This is a genomic window from Variovorax sp. 01T432 (genome assembly GCF_056398605.1).
This window is the reverse complement of the sequence record NZ_JBFTPS010000057.1, coordinates 13,273-34,276: the sequence shown is the minus strand read 5'-3', so window position 1 is coordinate 34,276 and position 21,004 is coordinate 13,273. Positions and strand designations below refer to the sequence as shown.

16 protein-coding genes and 1 riboswitch are annotated in these 21,004 nt (G+C 67.3%); of the genes, 12 read left to right on the top strand and 4 right to left on the bottom strand.

Annotation, left to right across the window (positions count from 1 at the left end; translation table 11 throughout):
• The first annotated feature begins 7 nt into the window (after positions 1-7).
• The 8 genes from AC1DNF_RS29665 (at position 8) to AC1DNF_RS29630 (ending at position 7,965) form a co-directional block, all read left to right on the top strand.
• Complete coding sequence (locus AC1DNF_RS29665) at positions 8-679, top strand: DUF4126 domain-containing protein (RefSeq protein WP_478152240.1); 672 nt, start codon at positions 8-10, stop codon at positions 677-679.
• Positions 672-2,666, top strand: a complete 1,995-nt coding sequence (locus tag AC1DNF_RS29660; protein ID WP_478152239.1) for an acetyl/propionyl/methylcrotonyl-CoA carboxylase subunit alpha — start codon at positions 672-674, stop codon at positions 2,664-2,666. Before AC1DNF_RS29665 ends, AC1DNF_RS29660 begins: the two co-directional genes overlap by 8 nt.
• A gap of 31 nt (positions 2,667-2,697) precedes the next feature.
• Positions 2,698-3,627 carry a 2-hydroxyacid dehydrogenase gene (locus tag AC1DNF_RS29655; protein ID WP_478152238.1) on the top strand — a complete coding sequence of 310 codons (930 nt, stop codon included), beginning with the start codon at positions 2,698-2,700 and terminating at the stop codon, positions 3,625-3,627.
• 140 nt (positions 3,628-3,767) lie between these two features.
• Complete coding sequence (locus tag AC1DNF_RS29650) at positions 3,768-4,691, top strand: hydroxymethylglutaryl-CoA lyase (protein ID WP_478152237.1); 924 nt, start codon at positions 3,768-3,770, stop codon at positions 4,689-4,691.
• Between the two features lie 48 nt (positions 4,692-4,739).
• Positions 4,740-5,228: a YbaK/EbsC family protein gene (locus AC1DNF_RS29645; protein ID WP_478152236.1), complete on the top strand. Its 489-nt coding sequence runs from the start codon at positions 4,740-4,742 to the stop codon at positions 5,226-5,228.
• 50 nt (positions 5,229-5,278) lie between these two features.
• Entirely contained in the window at positions 5,279-5,491 is a 213-nt protein-coding gene (locus tag AC1DNF_RS29640) for a DUF1289 domain-containing protein (RefSeq protein ID WP_478152247.1), read from the top strand.
• A complete protein-coding gene (locus tag AC1DNF_RS29635; protein ID WP_478152235.1) occupies positions 5,488-6,123 on the top strand; it encodes a DsbA family protein in 636 nt (211 codons plus the stop codon). Before AC1DNF_RS29640 ends, AC1DNF_RS29635 begins: the two co-directional genes overlap by 4 nt.
• A 147-nt stretch (positions 6,124-6,270) precedes the next feature.
• The gene (locus AC1DNF_RS29630; RefSeq protein ID WP_478152234.1) at positions 6,271-7,965 is read left to right on the top strand and encodes an MFS transporter; all 1,695 of its coding nucleotides are present in this window, start codon (positions 6,271-6,273) and stop codon (positions 7,963-7,965) included.
• Positions 7,966-8,092: 127 nt separating this feature from the next.
• Here AC1DNF_RS29630 and AC1DNF_RS29625 read toward each other — a convergent pair whose 3' ends face one another.
• Complete coding sequence (locus tag AC1DNF_RS29625; RefSeq protein WP_478152233.1) at positions 8,093-9,202, bottom strand: ABC transporter substrate-binding protein; 1,110 nt, start codon at positions 9,200-9,202, stop codon at positions 8,093-8,095.
• A 174-nt stretch (positions 9,203-9,376) separates the two neighbouring features.
• Between AC1DNF_RS29625 and uvrA the strand changes: the two genes are divergently transcribed.
• From uvrA to AC1DNF_RS29605, 4 genes are all read left to right on the top strand, one after another.
• Complete coding sequence (uvrA, locus tag AC1DNF_RS29620; RefSeq protein WP_478152232.1) at positions 9,377-15,178, top strand: excinuclease ABC subunit UvrA; 5,802 nt, start codon at positions 9,377-9,379, stop codon at positions 15,176-15,178.
• Positions 15,178-16,224, top strand: a complete 1,047-nt coding sequence (locus AC1DNF_RS29615) for a histone deacetylase family protein (RefSeq protein ID WP_478152231.1) — start codon at positions 15,178-15,180, stop codon at positions 16,222-16,224. The genes uvrA and AC1DNF_RS29615 overlap by 1 nt, the downstream gene beginning before the upstream one ends.
• Before the next feature lie 117 nt (positions 16,225-16,341).
• A complete protein-coding gene (trxC, locus tag AC1DNF_RS29610) occupies positions 16,342-16,779 on the top strand; it encodes a thioredoxin TrxC (RefSeq protein ID WP_478152230.1) in 438 nt (145 codons plus the stop codon).
• 41 nt (positions 16,780-16,820) lie between these two features.
• Positions 16,821-17,654 carry a DUF4399 domain-containing protein gene (locus AC1DNF_RS29605; protein WP_478152229.1) on the top strand — a complete coding sequence of 278 codons (834 nt, stop codon included), beginning with the start codon at positions 16,821-16,823 and terminating at the stop codon, positions 17,652-17,654.
• Here AC1DNF_RS29605 and AC1DNF_RS29600 read toward each other — a convergent pair.
• From AC1DNF_RS29600 to AC1DNF_RS29590, 3 genes are all read right to left on the bottom strand, one after another.
• A complete protein-coding gene (locus AC1DNF_RS29600; protein WP_478152246.1) occupies positions 17,641-18,456 on the bottom strand; it encodes an HAD-IIB family hydrolase in 816 nt (271 codons plus the stop codon). The genes AC1DNF_RS29605 and AC1DNF_RS29600 overlap by 14 nt on opposite strands.
• Positions 18,456-20,084, bottom strand: a complete 1,629-nt coding sequence (locus AC1DNF_RS29595) for a peptide chain release factor 3 (protein ID WP_478152228.1) — start codon at positions 20,082-20,084, stop codon at positions 18,456-18,458. The genes AC1DNF_RS29600 and AC1DNF_RS29595 overlap by 1 nt, the downstream gene beginning before the upstream one ends.
• Before the next feature lie 70 nt (positions 20,085-20,154).
• Entirely contained in the window at positions 20,155-20,808 is a 654-nt protein-coding gene (locus tag AC1DNF_RS29590; protein WP_478152227.1) for a hypothetical protein, read from the bottom strand.
• A gap of 101 nt (positions 20,809-20,909) precedes the next feature.
• Positions 20,910-20,977, top strand: a riboswitch (S-adenosyl-L-homocysteine riboswitch).
• Positions 20,978-21,004 lie beyond the last annotated feature (27 nt).

Below are 21,004 nucleotides of genomic sequence, written 5' to 3'. Positions count from 1 at the left end.
GGCTGCCATGAACGATCTCGACCTTCCGCAGCTCCTCGCGCTGGCTGCCGCCCTCGGCTGGGCCAGCGGGGTGCGGCTCTACCTCGTTGTGCTGCTGACGGGCCTGGCGGGCTACTTCGGCTGGGTGCCGCTGCCCCACGGCCTTGCGCTGCTGGCGCATCCGGTGATCATCGCGGCGAGCGCGTTCATGGTCTTCATCGAGTTCTTCGCGGACAAGATCCCCGGCCTCGATTCGCTGTGGGACATGGTGCATACGGCCATCCGCATCCCGGCAGGCGCCGCGCTCGCGGCCAGCGTGTTCGGAACCGATCATGCGGCGATGGCACTCGTCGCCGCCCTCCTTGGCGGCGGCTTCGCGGCCACGGCGCACGCCGCCAAGGCGACCACGCGCGCGGCCATCAACACTTCGCCCGAGCCCTTCACCAACGTCGGCGCCTCGCTGGTCGAGGACACCATGGTGCCGGCCGGACTCTGGCTCGCCGTCGCCCATCCGCTGGTGTTCGGCCTGTTCTTCATCGCCGTGATGGTGCTGAGCGTGTGGCTCATCCGCAAGAGCTGGCGCTTCCTCAAATCGCTTTTCGGCCGTGTGGCCCGCATTTTCAGCGGCCGGCCGGATCCTGGCGTCGTACCCGCGTTCCGGCTCAAGAAGAACGTCCCTGGAGACTCATCGAATGTTTAAGAAGATCCTGATCGCCAACCGCGGCGAGATCGCCTGCCGCGTCGCCGCGACGGCCCGCCGCATGGCCATCCGCACCGTTGCCGTGTACTCCGATGCCGACGCGCATGCCAACCATGTGCGTGCCTGCGACGAGTCGGTGCATCTCGGCGGCAGCGCCCCCAACGAGAGCTACCTGCGCTGGGAGAAGATCATCGAAGCCGCCAAGGCCACGGGCGCGCAGGCCGTTCACCCCGGCTACGGCTTCCTGAGCGAGAACGAGGATTTCGCGCAAGCCTGCGCCGACGCGGGCCTGGTCTTCATCGGCCCGCCGCCCTCCGCCATCAAGGCCATGGGGCTGAAGGCCGAGTCCAAGCAGTTGATGGAGAAGGCCGGCGTGCCGCTGGTCCCGGGCTACCACGGCAGCGACCAGGAGCCGTCCCTGCTCCAGCGGGAGGCCAACCGCATCGGCTATCCGGTGCTGATCAAGGCCAGCGCCGGCGGGGGCGGCAAGGGCATGCGCGTGGTCGAGAAGGCGGGCGACTTCGCCTCCGCGCTGGCCTCATGCCGGCGAGAGGCGATCAACAGCTTCGGCGACGACGCGGTGCTGATCGAGAAGTACGTGCAACGGCCGCGCCACATCGAGATCCAGGTGTTCGGCGACACGCGCGGCAACTACGTCTATCTCTTCGAGCGCGACTGCTCGGTGCAGCGGCGCCACCAGAAAGTGCTGGAAGAGGCCCCCGCACCCGGGATGACGGAAGCGATGCGCAGTCAGATGGGCGAGGCCGCGGTGGCCGCGGCGCGCGCGGTGAAATATGTCGGCGCGGGCACGGTGGAGTTCATCGTCGAGCAGCAGGGTGCCGGCGAGATGAACTTCTTCTTCATGGAGATGAACACGCGGCTGCAGGTGGAGCACCCCGTGACCGAAGCCATCACCGGACTCGATCTTGTCGAGTGGCAATTGCGCGTGGCTTCCGGGGAGGCGCTGCCGCTGAAGCAGGACCAGTTGCAGATCCACGGCCACGCGATCGAGGCGCGCATCTGCGCCGAGAATCCGGACAACAATTTCCTGCCCGCCACCGGCACCCTGCACGTCTATCGCAAGCCGCAGGCCACGGCCTTCCAGCGCAGCCGCGTGCGCATCGACGACGGCGTGCGCGAGGGCGACGTGATCTCGCCCTTCTACGATTCGATGATCGCCAAGTTGATCGTCCACGGTGCCACGCGCGAGGAGGCACTGGCCCGCCTCGACCTGGCGCTGGCGCAGACGCACATCGTGGGTGTCGCGACGAATGTGCAGTTCCTGCGCGGCATCCTGCGCACGGAGTCCTTTGCCCAGGCGAAGCTGGACACCGCGCTGATCGAGCGCGAACGCTCGGTACTGTTCGACCAGGAGCCGCTCGGCCTGCCGCTCGCGGCCGCCGCATCCATCGCGCGCACGCTGCTGGCCGAGTCGGCGACAGCGACGGCCGACCCGTTCAGTCGCCGCGACGGCTGGCAGTCGCATGGCATTGCCATCCGGCCGTTCGAGTTCGAGTTTCGCGGCGAGCCGCGCGGCGCCGAGTTGCGCTATCTGCACGATGGCGCGCTGGTTCTGCGCGTGGGCGAGGTGTCGGGCCCGCTGGTGATCGGGCGCTTTCCCACGGGAGGGATCGAATTGCAGTTCGCGGGCCAGCGGCACACGCTCGACGTCTATGAAGACAAGGAGACGGCCTATGTGTTCGCGGCCCATGGGGCGACGAAGATCGTCGCCATCGATCGCCTCGCCCACGCCGGTGAAACGCATGGCGAGGGCGGCCGCCTCACCGCCCCGATGCCAGGCAAGGTGGTGTCCTTCGCGGTCAAGGCCGGCGACAAGGTCAGCCGCGGCCAGCCGCTGGCCGTGATGGAAGCGATGAAGATGGAGCATACGATCGCGGCGCCGGCCGATGGGACGGTCGAGGAGCTGCTCTATGCGCCGGGCGATCAGGTGTCCGAAGGGTCGGAACTGCTGCGCATCGCGACTTGAGCTGTGCCCGAGCGGTGAGAATCACGCTCCTATGCGAATCACCGTCTGCCTCTCCAACACCCGCCCCGAACCCTGGATCGAAGGTCTGCGCGCGGCGCTGCCTGAAGCCGAGGTCGAGAACTGGTCGCCCGGCGCCGCCCCCGCCGATCATGCGGTGGTCTGGGCGCCGCCGCAGCAACTGCTGGACGACCAGCCCGGACTGCGCGGGCTATTCAACATCGGCGCCGGCGTGGATGCCCTGCTCAAGCTCAAGGTGCCGTCGCAGACCCGTATCGTGCGGCTCGACGACGCCGGCATGTCGGTGCAGATGGCCGAGTATGTCTGTCATTCGCTCATACGTCATTTCCGCGAGTTCGACCTTTACGAGGCCGATGCGCGCGAAGGCCGATGGAGCTTCCGCAAGCCGCGCGAACGCGAGGATTTCGCCGTCGGCGTGATGGGCCTGGGCGTGCTCGGCGAGCGCGTGGCCAAGGCCGTCGCGCAGTTCGAGTTTCCCGTCAACGGCTGGAGCCGATCGGCCAAGGCCATCGATGGCGTGCGCGCCTTCGTCGGCGAGTCGGAGTTCGACGCCTTTCTGGGCGCGACCCGGGTGCTGGTGAATCTGCTGCCGCTCACGCCGACCACGCGCGGGATCCTGAATCGCAACACGCTCGCGCGGCTCAATGGCGGCCAGCCGGGCAGCTACCTGATCAACGTGGCACGCGGCGCGCATCTGGTGGACGACGACCTCATCCCGCTGCTCGACAGCGGCCAGCTGGCGGGCGCCACGCTGGACGTGTTCGAGGTCGAGCCGCTGCCCGCCGAGCATGCGTTCTGGCGCCACCCGAGGATCACGGTCACGCCGCACGGCTCCGCGCGCACGGTGCGCGACGTGTCGATCGCACAGATCGCCGGCAAGATCCGGGCGCTCGAACGCGGAGAGCCCGTTGCGGGCGTGGTCGATGCCAAACGTGGATACTGAAATGACCCCCAGGCTGCGCGCACTTCGTGTCGCTTCGCCTACCCCCTTCCAGGGGGCAACACCGGCGGGCCGGCGGAGCCGGACCCGCGGTGTTTCACGCACAGGGGGGATGGGCCATTGGGCGATTTAGGACTGTCAATATGAAATATCCGACTCGGGTCAAGATTGTGGATGTGGGGCCGCGCGACGGGCTGCAGAACGAGAAGCAGCCGGTGTCCGCCGAGGTCAAGATCGGACTGGTGCATCGGCTGCAGGACGCGGGGCTTCGAGACATCGAAGTCACCAGCTTCGTCTCGCCGAAATGGGTGCCGCAGATGGCGGACAACGCCGAAGTGATGCACGGCATCCGCCGCAAGGCCGGTGTGCGCTACTCGGTGCTGACGCCCAACATGAAGGGCTTCGAGGCCGCGATCGCGGCGCCGCGAGAAGAGTGGCCCGACGAGATCGTGGTGTTCGCCGCCGCCAGCGAAGCCTTCAGCCAGCGCAACATCAACTGCTCCATCGCGGAGAGCATCGAGCGTTTCCGGCCGGTGGTGGCGGCGGCGCGCGAGAAGGGCATCTACGTACGTGGCGCCATGTCGTGCACGGTGGGTTGCCCCTACGAGGGCGACGTCCCGCCTTCACGTGTCGACATGCTGGCCGGGCTCATGAAGGACATCGGCGTGCAGCACGTGGGCGTGGCCGACACCATCGGCGTGGGCACGCCGGTCAAGGTGGAGCGCGCCCTCGAGGCGACGCTGAAGCATTACGGCATCGACGATGTGTCCGGCCACTACCACGACACCTACGGCCAGGCGCTCAGCAACACGCTCGCAAGCCTGGCGATGGGGGTGTGGCAATTCGACACGTCGTCCGCCGGCCTCGGCGGATGTCCCTACGCCAAGGGTGCGACCGGCAACGTCGCGACCGAAGACGTGGTCTACATGCTGCACGGCATGGGCATCGAGACCGGCATCGACCTCGACAGGCTGATCGACGCAGGGGTTTACATCAGCGCGGCGCTCGGGCGCGAGCCGAATTCGCGCGCGTCGAAGGCGCTCAGGATCAAGAGGGAGGGCGCATGAACATGCCGGGCCGCGCAGAACACGAAGTCGCACGCGTGGAGGTGCCCCATGTGCGGCGCTGAACTCAGCGCCTTGCCGGAGGGCGTGCAGCGTGTCGCGCGCCTGCTTCAGGACAAGGGCCACCCCCATGCGCCGCAGATGCTCGACGACGCCGCGCGCACGGCGCAGCAGGCGGCCGACGCGCTCGGCATCGAACTCGGGCAGATTGCCAAGAGCATCGTATTCCGCCGCAAGTCCGACGACGCCGCCGTGCTCGTGGTGACCTCCGGCGACCGGCGCGTGAACGAGAAGAAGGTCGAGGCGCTGGTCGGCAAGCTGGGCCGCGCCGACGCGGAATTCGTCAAGTCCCGGACCGGCTTCTCGATCGGCGGCGTCTCGCCCTTCGCGCATGCCACGCCGCCAGTCACGCTGATCGACCGCGAGCTGTTTCGGTTCGAAGACATCTGGGCCGCAGCCGGCCATCCGCATGCGGTGGTGCGGTTGCGCCCGCACGATCTCGAAGGCTTGACCGGCGCGCCGGTCGCGGACGTCGTGTGATCCCCGACACCCTGAACTCGCTGAGCGCCCGGGCCGTCGCCGCGCGGAACATGGCGAGCGATCTTCCCTCGCCCTGCATCTCGATCTGCCGCATGGACCCGACGAGCGGCTTCTGCGAAGGCTGTCTGCGCACCATCGCCGAGATCGCCGGCTGGAGCCGCATGGACGATGCGGGCAAGCGCGGCATCTGGCGCGCCATCGAGCTGCGCGCCGAGGCAGGCTACTGGACGCCGGGGCAAGACAAGAGAGACGACACACCGTGAAGCACATCACCTTCCATCTCGACTTCATCTCGCCCTACGCATACCTTGCCTTCGAACAGCTGCCCGAAGCGCTCGAGGGCCTGAGCTACAGCGTGGCCTACAAGCCCCTGCTGCTGGGCGCGGTGCTCAAGCACCATGGCCAGCTCGGGCCGGCCGAAATACCGTCGAAGCGGGCGTGGACCTATCGCCATGTGCTCTGGCTCGGCCACACGCACGGCATACCGATCGAGATGCCGGCCACGCACCCCTACAACCCCTTGCCCCATCTGCGCCTTGCGCTGGCCACGACCATGGACGGCGAGGTCAGCCGCTACGTGGCGGAGACTGTCTTTCGCGACGTGTGGCGCACCGGCGCCGACGCGGGCGATGCGGCTCGCCTCGAAGCGCTCGCGGCGACGCTCGGGCGGATGCGTCGGGGTGATGACGTCAAGGCGCAGCTCAAGATCAATACCGATGAGGCCATCGCGCGCGGCGTGTTCGGGGTTCCGACCTGCACGGTCGACGATCGTCTGTTCTGGGGCTTCGACGGCTTGGCGATGTTGCGCGCCTACCTGTCGGGCGACAGCTGGTTCGACGGTCCGCAATGGGACAGTGCCGACCAGCGGCCTTCGCTGCTTCGCGGCGGACGCTGACTTTTTCTACAGGCTGAAACGAGAGCCGCGGGTTTCACCTTAATTCGTCAGCGAACATTCAGTTTCGCGACAGCCCCGGGTCAGTCGCCGCTCCAAGAATGCGGGAGGTCCCACGTCGTGGGCCGAATAATTCTTAGGAGAAGACAAATGGCAGCCACGCTGGATTCACGGGGGGCGCCCGCAAGCGCGCCCCGGCCCATGAGCCGGGAAGAGAAGAAAGTCATCTTTGCCTCGTCCCTCGGTACGGTGTTCGAGTGGTACGACTTCTATCTCTACGGTTCGCTCGCGGCGATCATCGCGAAGCAATTCTTCAGTGGGCTGGATGCGGGCGCAGCCTTCATCTTCGCACTGCTGGCCTTTGCGGCCGGCTTCCTGGTCCGGCCTTTCGGTGCCGTCGTGTTCGGCCGGCTGGGCGACATGATCGGCCGCAAGTACACCTTCCTGGTCACGATCCTGATCATGGGTTTGTCGACCTTCATCGTCGGGCTGCTGCCCTCCTACGGAACCATCGGCGTCGCGGCGCCGGTGATCCTGATCGCGTTGCGCATGCTGCAGGGCCTGGCGCTCGGCGGCGAGTACGGCGGAGCCGCCACCTATGTGGCAGAGCACTCGCCGCACGGCAAGCGCGGAGCCTACACATCGTGGATCCAGACGACTGCCACGCTCGGCCTGTTCCTGAGTCTGCTGGTGATCCTGGGCGTGCGCGAAGGCCTGGGCGATCAGGCCTTCAACGACTGGGCCTGGCGCATTCCGTTCCTGGTGTCGATCCTGCTGCTCGGCGTCTCGGTGTGGATCCGCCTCTCGCTTTCCGAATCACCGGCCTTCCAGAAGATGAAGGCCGAGGGCAAGACCTCGAAGGCGCCGCTGTCCGAGTCCTTCGGCCAGTGGAAGAACCTCAAGATCGTGATCCTGGCGCTCGTCGGCCTCACGGCGGGGCAGGCCGTGGTCTGGTACTCGGGCCAGTTCTACGCCCTGTTCTTCCTGACGGCCCAGCTGAAGGTGGACGCGACGACGGCAAACCTGATGATCGCCGCTGCCTTGCTGATCGGCACGCCTTTCTTCGTGATCTTCGGTACGCTGTCCGACAAGATCGGCCGCAAGCCGATCATCATGGCGGGCTGCCTGCTCGCCGTGGTGACCTACTTCCCGGTCTTCAAGATGCTGACTGAGGCCGCCAATCCTGATCTGGCCAGGGCGCAGGCCACCGCCGGCGTCACGGTGACCGCGGACCCGAAGTCGTGCTCGTTCCAGGGCAACCCGGTGGCACGAGAGATCGACTTCAAGAGTTCGTGCGATATCGCCAAGCGCTACCTGGTGCAGAACTCCGTGAGCTACGACAACATCGAAGGCGCGCCGGGCTCGAAGGCCGTCATCAAGATCGGCGACAAGACGATCGAGGCGCCGGTCGGCAACGTGGTCAACCTCAAGTTCGACGAAGCTTCGACCAAGGAGATCGCCGCCTTCAAGAAGGGCGTCGCCGACGACCTGAAGAACGCCGGTTATCCCGCCAAGGCCGACCCCGCCAAGATGAACAAGGTCCTGACGGTGCTGCTGCTGTTCTGGCTGGTGCTGCTCGTGACCATGGTCTACGGCCCGATCGCCGCCATGCTGGTCGAGCTGTTCCCGACGCGCATCCGCTACACCTCGATGAGCCTGCCGTACCACATCGGCAACGGCTGGTTCGGCGGTCTGCTGCCGACGACCGCGTTCGCGATCGTGGCGACCACCGGCAACATGTACAACGGCCTCTGGTATCCGATCATCATCGCCGGCGTGACGCTGGTGGTGGGCACGCTCTTCATCCGCGAGACCAAGGACGTCGACATCTACGCCAACGACTAGATGGGGCTCACCCGCAGGCTTCGCGCACTTCGTGTCGCTTCGCCTACCCCCTGGCAGGGGGCGATACCTGCGGGCCGGCCGAGCCGGTCCGCGTTATCTCTGGAAATGCGCCGGTCCTGGCGGCGGGTCAGCGTTTGAACTTGCCTTCGCTGATGATTGAAAGCTCGGCGAAATCGATGCCGCTGTGGTCGGCGGGCGAGTAGCTCACTTCCAGGCCGCCCAGGTCGAAGTTGCGCATGGTCTCCAGCGCCGCGACGATCTTTGCGCGCGTGGGCTTGGGGCCGGCGCGGCGCAAGGCCTCCACGAGCACCTTGGCCGATGCGAAGCCTTCGAGCGCGGCGGGTGACACCTCGCTCTGGCCCTTGGCGCGCGCCAGCGTGAGCGCCTCCTTGACCATCGGCTGTCCGATCGAGCGCTCGTTGGGGAAGACCTGGGTCACGATCACGCCGCTGCTCGCCGCGCCCAATTGCTTGATGAACCCGGACGATGCATTGTTGGACAGCGTGACGACCTGCGCCGTCGAGCCCGCCGCACGCAGCGCCTTGATCCCGTCGACCACGGCAAGGCCAGAGCCGATCCACACGACGGCCTGCGCGTTGGCGCCGGCGATCCTCGGCACGATCGCGGCGTAATCGGGCTTTTCGCGGTCGGCCGGTACCGACACCGCCGGAGCGGCCTTGGCCTTCTTGAAACCGGTCATCGCGCCTTCCAGCGCATCCGTGCCGAAGGAATCGGTCACGTACACCACGGCGATACGGGTCACGCCAATGGTGAGCAGATGCTGCACGGCCTTTTCCGCTTCGCGCTGGTAGGTCGAGCGAACGTTGAACACATGCTTCTGCAGCGGCTTGTGCAGCACCATCGCGCCGGTGGAGGGGCCGATGAGCGCCACGTCGTACCTGTCGAGCCAGGGGATGATGGCCTGCGAATGCGGCGTCCCGCGGCTCATGAACAGGGCCACCACTTTCTTGTCTTCGATCAGCACCCGAGCGTTCTCGCCGGCACGCTTGACGTCGAAGGCGTCGTCCATGCGCAGGACCTCGATCTTCTCGCCGTTGATGCCGCCCTGCGCATTGACGGCGTCGATCACCAGCTGCGCGCCGACGATGGTCTCGTTCACGCTCGCGGCCACCGATCCGGTCATGCCAGCCGTCTGACCTATCAGTATCTGCGCCGCGGCGCCGAGGCTCGAGAGCGCGAAGAAGCCCGCCGTACAGAGGGCGCGAAACCTGATCATCAAGAACCTTTCGGGGAGGGCGCCCTTCGCGAGCGCCGAAAATGTGTCTATTTGTTAATAGTTCGGCGCAAACCCCAATCCGTGGAAACCCTGCCCGGCCACAGCCCATTGAGAGGCCGCACAAGCGCCGGAGCCATCGTTCCTAGAATGTCTGCCCCACCCCCCAAGGCATTCATGACACAGGGCTCCATCCGGATTCGCGGTGCACGTCAGCACAATCTCCAGAATCTCGACCTCGACATCCGCACCGGCGAGATGACGGTCGTCACCGGGCCCAGCGGCTCGGGCAAGTCCAGCCTGGTGTTCGACACGCTCTATGCCGAAGGCCAGCGGCGCTATGTCGAGACCTTCTCGGCCTATGCGCGCCAGTTCCTCGATCGCATGGACAAGCCGGCGGTCGACAAGGTGGAGGGCGTGCCGCCCGCCATCGCGATCGATCAGACGAACCCGGTACGCTCGTCCCGCTCCACGGTCGGCACGATGACGGAGCTGAACGACCACCTGAAGCTGCTGTTCGCGCGCGCGGGCCAGCTCTTCGACCGCGAGACGGCGTTGCCGGTGCGGCACGATTCGCCGGACACCATCTATGCCGAACTGGCCGCGCGCGCTGCCGCGGCGGGCGACTCGCGCGTGGTGCTGACCTTCCCGGTCGAACTGCCGGGAAGCACCACCGCCGAGGAAGTGACGCAATGGCTTTCGGCCAGCGGCTTCACGCGCGTACAGGCCGAGCGTGAAGTCGCCACACCGACCGGGCCGCGCAAGGTGCTGGACGTGGTGGCTGACCGCTTCCGCATCGCCAATGCCGAGCGGGCGCGCGTGGTCGAGGCGATCGAAGTGGCGTTGAAGCGCGGCAGCGGACGGCTCACCGTTTATGCACTGCCGGCGGAGGAGGGCGCGGCCCCCGAGATCTGGAAGTTCTCGACCGGGCTCCATTGCCCGGAAAGCGACATTCGCTACACCGATCCGATCCCGTCGATGTTCTCCTTCAATTCGGCCGTGGGCGCCTGCGACACCTGCCGCGGCTTCGGCCGCGTCATCGGCGTCGACCTGGGCCTGGTGATTCCGAACGACAAGCTCACGCTGCGTGCCGGTGCGATCAAGACCATCCAGACGCCGGCGTGGAAAGAGGCGCAGGACGATCTGATGCGCCATGCCGAGACCGCCGGTATTCCACGCGACACGCCCTGGAACAAGCTGACGCCCGAGCAGCAGGCCTGGGTGATCGAAGGCTCGCCGAACTGGAAGGGCAAGTGGAACCAGCAGTGGTACGGCGTGCGCCGCTTCTTCGCCTATCTGGAGAGCAAGGCATACAAGATGCACATCCGCGTGCTCTTGTCCAAGTACCGCAGCTACACGCCCTGCCCGACCTGCGCTGGTGCGCGCCTCAAGCTCGAAAGCCTGCTCTGGCGCATCGGCAGCAAGGAAGACGCCGATGCGGTGCTCGACCCCGCCAGGCGCTTCATGCCGGTCGGCGTGAAGTGGTCGCGCGAGCAGCTGGAGGCGCTGCCGGGCCTGTGCCTGCATGACCTGATGCTGCTGCCGATCGAACGGCTGCGGCGCCTGTTCGACGGCATCGAGAGTCACGGCAACAGCAGCACGGTCAGCGAGGGCGACGTGCAGGCTCTCAAGCTGCTGTTCGACGAAATCACCACCCGCCTGCGCTACCTGCACGACGTGGGCATCGGCTACCTCACGCTGGACCGCCAGAGCCGCACGCTCAGCGGCGGCGAAGTGCAGCGCATCAACCTCACGACGGCGCTCGGTACCTCGCTGGTCAACACGCTGTTCGTGCTCGACGAGCCCAGCATCGGCCTGCATCCCCGCGACATGAACCGCATCACCGAGGCCATGCTGCGCCTGCGCGATGCGGGCAACACCCTGGTGGTGGTGGAACACGACCCGGCTGTCATGCTGGCCGCCGACCGCGTGATCGACATGGGGCCGGGCCCGGGCATTCGCGGCGGCCAGATCGTGTTCGACGGCAGCACCGACGAACTGCGCGACGCCGATACGCTGACCGGCCAGTACCTGGGCGGGCGCAAGCAAATCGGCATGGGCTTTCGCCGCATGGTCAGCGACAGCACGCCACGCCTGATCCTGGAAGGCGCGCGCGAGCACAACCTGCGGGACGTGACGGTGGAACTGCCGCTGCAGCGGCTGGTCTGCATCACCGGTGTGAGCGGCTCGGGCAAGTCGACGCTGGTGCAGGACGTGCTGGCGCCCGCGCTGATGCGTCACTTCGGCAAGGCCACCGAAACCCCCGGCGCGCACGACCGCCTGCTCGGCGCCGACATGCTGAGCGACGTGGTCTTCGTCGACCAGTCGCCGATCGGGAAGACGGCACGTTCGAATCCCGCCAGCTACGTCGGCGCGTGGGACGCGATCCGCGAGATCTTCGCGACGGCGGCACTCTCGCGGCAGCGCGGCTACACCGCGTCGAAGTTCAGCTTCAACAGCGGCGACGGCCGTTGCGCGACCTGCGGCGGCTCCGGCTTCGAGCACGTGGAGATGCAGTTTCTCTCCGACGTCTATCTGCGCTGCCCGGATTGCGACGGCAAGCGCTACCGGCCGGAGCTCCTCGAGGTGACGATCGAGCGCGGCCAGCGCAGCTTCAATGTGGCGGACGTGCTCGATCTCACCGTCGCCGAAGCCGCCGCGCTGTTCGAAGCCGACCGCGAAGTGCTGCGCGTGCTGCAGCCCATCGCCGACGTCGGCCTCGACTACGTGAAGCTTGGCCAGCCCGTTCCGACCCTCAGCGGCGGCGAGGCGCAGCGTCTCAAGCTGGCGGGCTTCCTCGCCGAAGCCGCGAAGAGCGGCTCATCGAGCCGGCAGCCGCTGGCGCGCAAGGGCACGCTCTTCCTGTTCGACGAGCCGACGACCGGCCTGCACTTCGACGACATCGCGCGCCTCATGCGCGCGCTGCGCAAGCTGCTGGACGCGGGCCACTCGCTGGTGGTCATCGAGCACAACCTGGATGTCATCCGCGCGAGCGACTGGCTGATCGACCTCGGGCCCGAAGGCGGCGAGGGCGGCGGCCAGGTGGTGGCGGTGGGCACGCCCGAGCAGGTGCGCGAGAACCGCGCGTCGCTCACCGGCGCGGCGCTGGCCGACTACGAACTGGCCGTCGGACCCGGCGCCTACAAGGTCGCCGAGCGCGCGGCGCGTTCCTATGCGGCGCGCGTGCAACCGGCGGCGGGGCGCGAGGCGATCCAGATCGTCAATGCCCGCGAGCACAACCTCAAGAACCTGTCGGTCGACATTCCGCGCGGCAAGTTCAGCGTGGTGACGGGGGTCAGCGGCTCGGGCAAATCGACGCTGGCCTTCGACATCCTCTTCAACGAGGGGCAGCGGCGCTATCTCGAATCGCTCAACGCCTATGCGCGCAGCATCGTGCAGCCCGCCGGCCGGCCGGAGGTCGATGCGGTCTATGGCATTCCACCCACGGTGGCGATCGAGCAGCGCCTGTCGCGGGGCGGGCGCAAGAGCACGGTGGGCACCACGACGGAGGTGTGGCATTTCCTGCGGCTGCTCTATGTGAAGCTCGGCATCCAGCACTGCATCCACGACGGCGCCGCGGTTCAGCCGCAGACGCCGGACAGCATTGCCGCGCAGCTGCTGAAGAACTTCAAGGGCCAGCACATCGGCCTGCTGGCGCCACTGGTGAGCAACCGCAAGGGCGTCTACACGGAGTTGGCGGATTGGGCGCGGCCGCGCGGCTACACCCACCTGCGCGTCGACGGCGAGTTCCTGCCGACCACCGGCTTCCCGCGCATCGACCGCTTCAAGGAGCACAACATCGAGCTGCCCGTGGCGAGCCTCGACGTGCTTCCCGCGGAGGAAACGGCGCTGCGCCAGGCTCTGACCAAGGCGCTGGAGCACGGAAAGGGTGTGGTCCATGTGTTGAGCGAGCTCACCGGGTTGCGCGGCGCCATGATGGCCAACGCGCCGACGGCGGGCATCGGCCGCACGCACGTGTTTTCCACGCTGCGGGCCTGTCCGGTCTGCAGTACCAGCTATGCGGAACTCGACCCGCGCCTCTTCTCCTACAACAGCAAGCATGGCTGGTGCCCGGATTGCGTGGGAACCGGCGTCAAGCTCACCAAGGAACAGCGCAAGGTGTTCGACGATTCGGTGCTGTCGGACGACAACAAGGGGCGCGAGCAGACCTTCGCGGAGCCCGAGGTGGAAGACGTGGCGGATGCTGTCTGTCCGACCTGCGAGGGCACGCGGTTGAACGCCACCGCGCGTGCCGTGCTGTTCGGGGCGGAGGGCGGCATCGGCATCACGCAGCTTGCGCGCATGAGCGTCAGCGACATCCGCGCATGGTTCGAAGGCCTCGTGCTCACCGGCCGGCAAGGTGAAATCGCGCGCGACCTGGTGCCCGAGATCAAGAGCCGGCTCGAATTCCTGGAGGAAGTCGGCCTCGGCTACCTCACGCTCGACCGCGGCGCGCCGACGCTGAGCGGCGGCGAGGCCCAACGCATCCGGCTGGCCGCGCAGCTCGGCAGCAACCTGCAGGGCGTCTGCTATGTGCTCGACGAGCCGACCATCGGGCTGCATGCGCGCGACAACCAGATCCTCCTGAACGCGCTGCACAAGCTCGGCGACAAGGGCAACACGCTGGTGGTGGTGGAGCATGACGAGGACACGATCCGGCGCGCCGACCACATCATCGACATCGGGCCCAGCGCCGGCAAGCGCGGCGGCCACCTGGTCGCGCAGGGCTCGGTCTCCGACATCGAGGGCGCGAGCCAGTCGCAGACCGGTCGCTACCTGCGGGATGCGATCAGGCACCCCTTGCATCCGCGGCGCCTCGTGCCGCCGCCCGAGCCCGGCGCGCCGGGCTGGCTGACGGTGAGCGGTGCCAACCTTCACAACCTGCAGGACGTCACGGTCTCTCTTCCGCTGCATCGTCTCGTGGCAGTGACGGGCGTCAGCGGCTCGGGCAAGTCGACCATTGCACGTGACGTGCTGCTCGCCAACGTGTACGCCATCGTGGTCCAGCGCATGACCAAGGCCGGCCGCGATGCCGATGCGGCGCGCAAGCGGCCGAAGTGGGTGGGCTGCGGTGCCGTCGAGGGCTACGAGACCATCGATCGCGTGCTCGAGGTCGACCAGACGCCGATCGGCAAGACGCCGCGCAGCTGCCCGGCGACCTACATCGGCTTCTGGGACACGATCCGCAAGCTCTTTGCCGACACGCTCGAAGCCAAGGCGCGCGGCTATGGGCCGGCCCGCTTCAGCTTCAATACGGGCGAGGGGCGCTGCCCCGGCTGCGATGGCGCGGGCGTTCGCACCATCGAGATGAGCTTCCTGCCCGATGTGAAGGTGCCCTGCGAGGTATGCCATGGCGCGCGCTTCAACCCCGAGACGCTGGCCGTGAGCTGGCGCGGCAAGAGCATCGGCGACGTGTTGCAGATGGAGGTCGATGAGGCGGTCGAGTTCTTCGCCGCGATGCCCAACATCAGCCACCCGCTGCAGCTCCTGAAGGACGTGGGACTGGGCTACCTGACGCTGGGCCAGCCCTCGCCGACGCTCAGCGGCGGCGAGGCGCAGCGCATCAAGCTCGTGACCGAACTCAGCAAGGTGCGCGACGATATCGCGCGGCGCGGCAACAAGGCGCCGCACACGCTCTATGTGCTGGACGAGCCGACGGTCGGGCTGCACATGGCCGATGTCGAGAAGCTGATCCATGTGCTGCACCGCCTGGTCAACGGCGGCCACAGCGTGGTCGTGATCGAGCATGATCTCGACGTCATCGCGGAGGCCGACTGGCTGATCGACCTCGGGCCGGAAGGCGGCAATGGTGGTGGCCGGGTGGTCGCCGCGGCCCCGCCGGAAGAGGTGGTGAGGCTCGGCACGCACACCGGCGTTGCCCTGGCTCCGGTGCTGGCCCGCTCGCGGGAGCGGCATGTCGTGTTGACGCTGCCTGCGCAGAAGCCGGTCCCGCCGGCCCCGATACGTCGAGAGGCCTGATGCACACCGTCTACAACGACCTGCATGCGTTGCACCACGGCAAGGTGGAGATGTTCCGTGGCGAGCTGGTGCCGTGTTTTGAGGTGCCGGCGCGCGCCGACTACGTGCTGCGGGAACTGAGGGAGCGCGAACTGGGCGCCATCACCTTGCCGGATCTGTTCGACGAGGCCGCGATCGCCCGCGTCCATGCGCCGCGCTATCTGGACTTCCTGTCGAAGGCGTGGGAGGAATGGGTGGCGCTCGACCCAGCCAATGTCGCACGCGATGCCCTGCCTTCGTACTGGCCGATTCGTACCTTTCGATCGGACGTGCTGCCAGCGAGCTTCCCGGCACGCCTGGGCCTGTTCTCGTACGACGCGGGTACGCCGCTCACTTCGGGAGCCTGGGCCGCGGCGCGCGCGGGCGCCGCCTGCGCGTTGACGGCGACCCGCCGCGTGCTGGACGGCGAGCGCGCGGCCTTTGCGCTGACGCGCCCGCCGGGACACCATGCCGGCGCCGATTTCTTCGGCGGCTACTGCTTTCTCAACAACGCGGCCATCGCGGCGCAGGCCCTGCGCGACGCGGGCGCCGAACGCGTCGCCGTGCTCGACATCGATTACCACCATGGAAACGGCACGCAGGCCATCTTCTACGACAGGGCCGACGTGCAGTTCACCAGTCTCCATGGCGATCCGCATACCGAGTATCCGTATTACCTGGGCTACGCGGACGAGCGCGGGGCGGGCGCGGGCCTGGGTTTCAATCACAACCTGCCACTGGCGCGCGGCACTGACTTCGCAACCTGGCGCGAGGCCTTGCGAAGCGCGCTGCGCGGCATTGCGGACTTCAGCTCGGACGCGCTGGTCGTGTCGCTCGGGCTCGACACCTTCGCGGGCGACCCGATTGCCGGCTTCACGCTCGCCACGCCCGACTACCTGCGCGTCGGCGAGGACCTGGCGCGGCCCGGTCTGCCGACGGTGTTTGTTTTCGAGGGCGGCTATGCCGTCGCCGAGGTGGGGGTCAACGCAGTCAACGTGCTCGACGGCTTCATGCAGCACGCAGCCTGAGGCCGCCGTGGCTGGCGACCCCTGGCGCATCGACCCCATGGAAGATGTCCTGAAAGTTCAGCTTGCATTTGCACCGCTCGTCCCAAGTTCCACTGCATGTCCGAACCGGAGCGCACCATGAGCGAATCGCTGCACATCGTCTGTCCGCACTGTCACACCACCAACCGCGTGCGCAGCGCGCAATTGGGGAGCGCGCCTGATTGCGGAAGTTGCCACAAGCCGCTTTTCACCGGGCATTCCACCGCGCTGGACGAGGCCGCCTTCGATCGCCACGTCGGCCGCAACGAAATCCCGGTGGTGGTCGATTTCTGGGCGCCCTGGTGCGGGCCCTGCCGCCAGATGGCGCCGGCCTTCGAGCAGGCGGCGGCACAGCTCGAGCCGCAAGTGCGCCTCGCAAAGGTGGATACCGAGGCGGTGCCGGCATTGGGCGCACGCTTCAACATCCGCAGCATTCCCACCATGGTCCTGTTTCGCGGCGGCCGCGAGGTGGCGCGGCAGGCCGGCGCCATGGGGACGGCCGACATCGTTCGGTGGGTGAAAGCGCACGCGCGGTAAACCAATGGGAGAATCCGCATCTCTTTGGAGGAGATGCCTGCATGGCCATTCGTGTGCGTCGCAACGTCGCGGTGGGGAAGTTCCTGCTCTCTGCCTGGCTGCTGGCCCTGGCGAGTCTGGGCGCAGCCCAGCAACCGATCGCCGCTGACAGCGGTGAGCTCATCGTTCACCCCTGGGTGGTGCCGCCTCCCAGTCGGTCGCCCGAGGCCTATTTCACCAATCTGCAGGACGGCGCCACTCTCGAAGCGCCCTTCGTCGCGCGCTTCGGCCTCTCGATGCGCGGCATCGTTCCCGCCGGCCAGATGGCGGGCATGGCCGGGCATCACCATCTTCTGATCAACCAGCCGCTGCCGCTGGACTTCAAGAAGCCGCTGCCCTTCACCGACCAGTACATCCACTTCGGCAAGGGGCAGATGGAGACGGTGGTGGATCTGCAGCCGGGCACCTACACCATGCGCCTGGTGCTGGCCGACCAGGGGCACATTCCGTATTTCGTCTACAGCAAGCCGCTGAGGTTCACCGTCAGCAAGCAGAACAAGGGCGTCGCCCCGGCGAGCCTGCTCGGCGAACCCCGCATCGAATTCCTGAGCCCGGCGGACCACGCGACGGCCCGATTGCCGATGCGCGTCCAGCTGCATGCGAGCGGCTTCAACGTATCGCATGCGGGCCCCAGGCTGCCGGACACAGGGCACTTCCGCCTGACGCTGGAACGTCCGGGGCAGAAGCCCGAGATCATCGAACTCGATGGCGGCCAGACGGAGGTCTGGCTCAATCCCCCCAAGGGCGAATACAACGCACGGCTCGAACTCATGAACAACGCGGCCTCGGGCAACGTCCTGGCGCGCGCCAGGCCGATTGCTTTCACCGTTCAGTGAGGCCCGTGCGGGCGGCGAGCACGGCGGCCGCCACCTCGGCGAAGCCGGCACCGCGCTCGCCCCGCGTGACGTAGCGCGGCAGGTGCGGCAATGCGCGCGCGAAGCGGCGAATGTTCGCGACGCCCACGCTGTGCCTGAAGCGCTCGAACATCAGTGCGTCGTTGGTCGAATCGCCCACATAGGCCCAGCGGTCCATCTCCTCGTCGAGCTTGCGCCCCCAGAGTTCACGCACGATCCAGCGTGCGCCTTCGAGCTTGTCGTTGTCGCCATACCAGCCGTTGATATGGATGCTGCTCACCGTGGCGTGCATTCCCTCGCTCTTCATCAAGGCGACGACGGCGGCGATCTGTGCGTCCTCGAGCCGCGCAAGTTCGCTGTGGTCGATGGCGATGTCGGTCTCGCGTCCCAGCGAATCGGCCGCCCGGCCGACGCCGGGCAGCTCGCGTTCGATGCGCGACAGCACGCGCTGCATGCGCGTGAAATTGGCCGCGCGCGTGGCGGCGTCCTGTTGATACAACCGGGTTGGCGCTTGGCATCCTTGTCGCGCCGAAGCCATGAGCGCCACGGCGCCGTTCTCGGCCACGATGGCATCGACCGGCCACGCGGCCGCAAAGGCTTCGCTCCAGCCGACCGGCCGGCCGGTGATGGCGACGACATGCAGGCCAGCGGCCTTCAGGTCGCGCAGCGCCTGCAGCGCGTCGGGCGTGATCGCCCCTTCTGTGGTCAGGGTGTCATCGATATCGGTGAAGACGCCGATCAGCGCTAGCCGGTCCTCGGCCGGCCAGGCGGCCAGCGGGTCCATCATCCGGCGCTCTGCAGTGCCAGGCCTGCATGCTCGCGCAGCGGGTGGAAATGGATCTTCGGGAAACGTTCCTGCGCCAAGCGCACGTCGTAGGGCGAAGTGCAAAGGTAGGCCAGCGTGTTGGCGGCGTCCAGCGCCATGCGCGCGGGGTAGGCGTCGACGAAGGCGCGCAGCTCGGCCGGGGTGTCGGCGGTGATCCAGCGCGCACCGGTGTACTGGCAGCCCTCCAGCCGTATGTCGGCGTCGTATTCGGTCTTGAGCCGGTGCTGCACGACCTCGAACTGGAGCTGGCCGACCGCGCCGAGGAGCATCGGGCCGCCGACCTCAGGGCGGAACACCTGGATCGCACCCTCTTCGCCGAGCTGCGCCAGCCCTTGCTGCAACTGCTTGGTGCGCAGGGGGTTCTTGAGGATCACCGTCATGAAGAGCTCGGGCGCGAAGAAGGGCAGGCCGGTGAACTGCAGCGAGGCGCCGTCGGTGATGGTGTCGCCGAGTTGAACGCCGCCGTGCGTGGTGAAGCCGACGATGTCGCCCGCATACGCTTCTTCGACCGCTTCGCGGCGCTGGCTCATGAAGGTCACTACGCTGGTCGGGCGCAGCTCCTTCGACGTGCGCTGGACCTTGAGCTTCATGCCCGGCGTGTACTTGCCCGACGCCATGCGCACGAAGGCGATGCGGTCGCGGTGGTTGGCGTCCATGTTGGCCTGGACCTTGAACACCACGCCGGCGAACTCCTTGTCGTCGGGCTGGATCTCCCGAACCACCGGCTGCCTGTTGACCATCGTGGTGCTGGTGCGCGATTGCGGCGGCGGGGCGAGATCGACCAGCGCGTCGAGCACTTCCATCACGCCGAAATTGTTGACGCCAGAGCCGAAGAACACGGGTGTCTGCTTGCCGGCGAGGAAGGCTTCGCGGTCCCAGGTGGGCGACGCGCCGGTGGCGAGTTCCATGCTCTCCATCGCGGTGTCGAACTCATTGCCGAAGCGTTTGTGCAGCTTCTCACGGTCGGCCAGGGGCATGGCCTCGAAGTCCTGCGGCAGGCGTTCGCTGCCCGACTCGAACACCGTCATCGCGTGCGTGCGCAGGTTGATGATGCCGCCAAAGCTCTTGCCCTGGCCCACGGGCCAGGTCATCGGCACGCAAGGCATGCCGAGTTCGCGCTCGATTTCGTCGAGCAGTTCGAGCGGCTCGCGCACCTCGCGGTCCATCTTGTTGACGAAGGTGATGATGGGCGTGTCGCGCTGGCGGCAGACCTCGATCAGCCGGCGTGTCTGCGCCTCGACGCCGTTCGCTGCATCAATGACCATCAGCGCCGAATCGACGGCCGTCAGCACGCGGTAGGTGTCTTCCGAGAAATCCTTGTGGCCGGGCGTGTCGAGCAGATTGATCACGTGATCGCGATAGAGCATCTGCATCACCGACGACGCGACCGAGATGCCGCGCTGCTTCTCGATCTCCATCCAGTCGGAGGTGGCGTGCCGCGTGGCCTTGCGCGCCTTCACGGAGCCGGCGATCTGGATCGCGCCGGAGAACAGCAGCAGCTTCTCCGTCAGCGTGGTCTTGCCCGCGTCAGGGTGGGAAATGATCGCGAAGGTGCGGCGGCGGCGGGTTTCGGAAGCGTATGTCATGGGGTGAACGCGGAGCACGCTCACGGGCGCGGGCTGCTGGACGCAAAGCCTGCAATTTTAGCGAGCAGGGCTACAACGGTGGCGAGAAGCCGTCGCGGCCGACGAGCATGCGCAAGGCGGTGGGCTTTCCGTCCTTCACCTGCGCCGTGATGACCACCTTGGCGCCGGCGACCACCAGCGCCGCCTGGTCGTTGTTGGCCGGCTTGAAAGTCACGACCGGCGTGCCCGGCGGCACGATGACCGTCTGCTCGCCACCCTTGTACTTGAGCACCAGCTTCTGGCCGCCCGGAACCGAGGAGGGCGCAGCCGAGAGCGTGGAGACGGTGGCATTGGTCATGGTGCTCTGGGGCATGAAGTCCCAGGGGCGGTGGCCTTCGCCGGTGCCGCGCGCCGCCTCGGGAAACACCAGGACCTCGAGCGCGCGCTGGGTGCCGTCCGGCTGCGGCATCGCGCCGGTGCCGATGAAGCTGTTGGGCTTGATGTCGGCCAGTGTGAGAGGAATGACCTCCGACACGTTCATGTCGGCGGGACGCGCCATCGTGACGGTCTCGCCGCTGCGGTCCTTCACGGTGATCGAGGTCGCATCGACGCTTTCGATGACGCCGCGTACGCGCACGGTGGGCTGCGCCGTCGCGCCGGCTGGCGTCTGGGCCCATCCGGGGAGCGGCGATGCCGCCGAGGCGGCGATCAGGAACGAAGTGGCGAGGGCATTGACTTTGAACATGGTCGAGCGCCGGGGCGCAATGGTTGAGGGTCGGCGATGCAGTCTAGGGCGAACGGGAAATCGCCGCTGGCGCCGAAAAACCGGCGCGCGCTAAAATCCCGCTTCCGAGGAGCGTTGCAGCGCCGTCAGGCGTGAGGCTCGGACCACATCGCAACCACGCTCACCCGCTGTTCTCGCGGTGAGTCCTTCCCCGAAC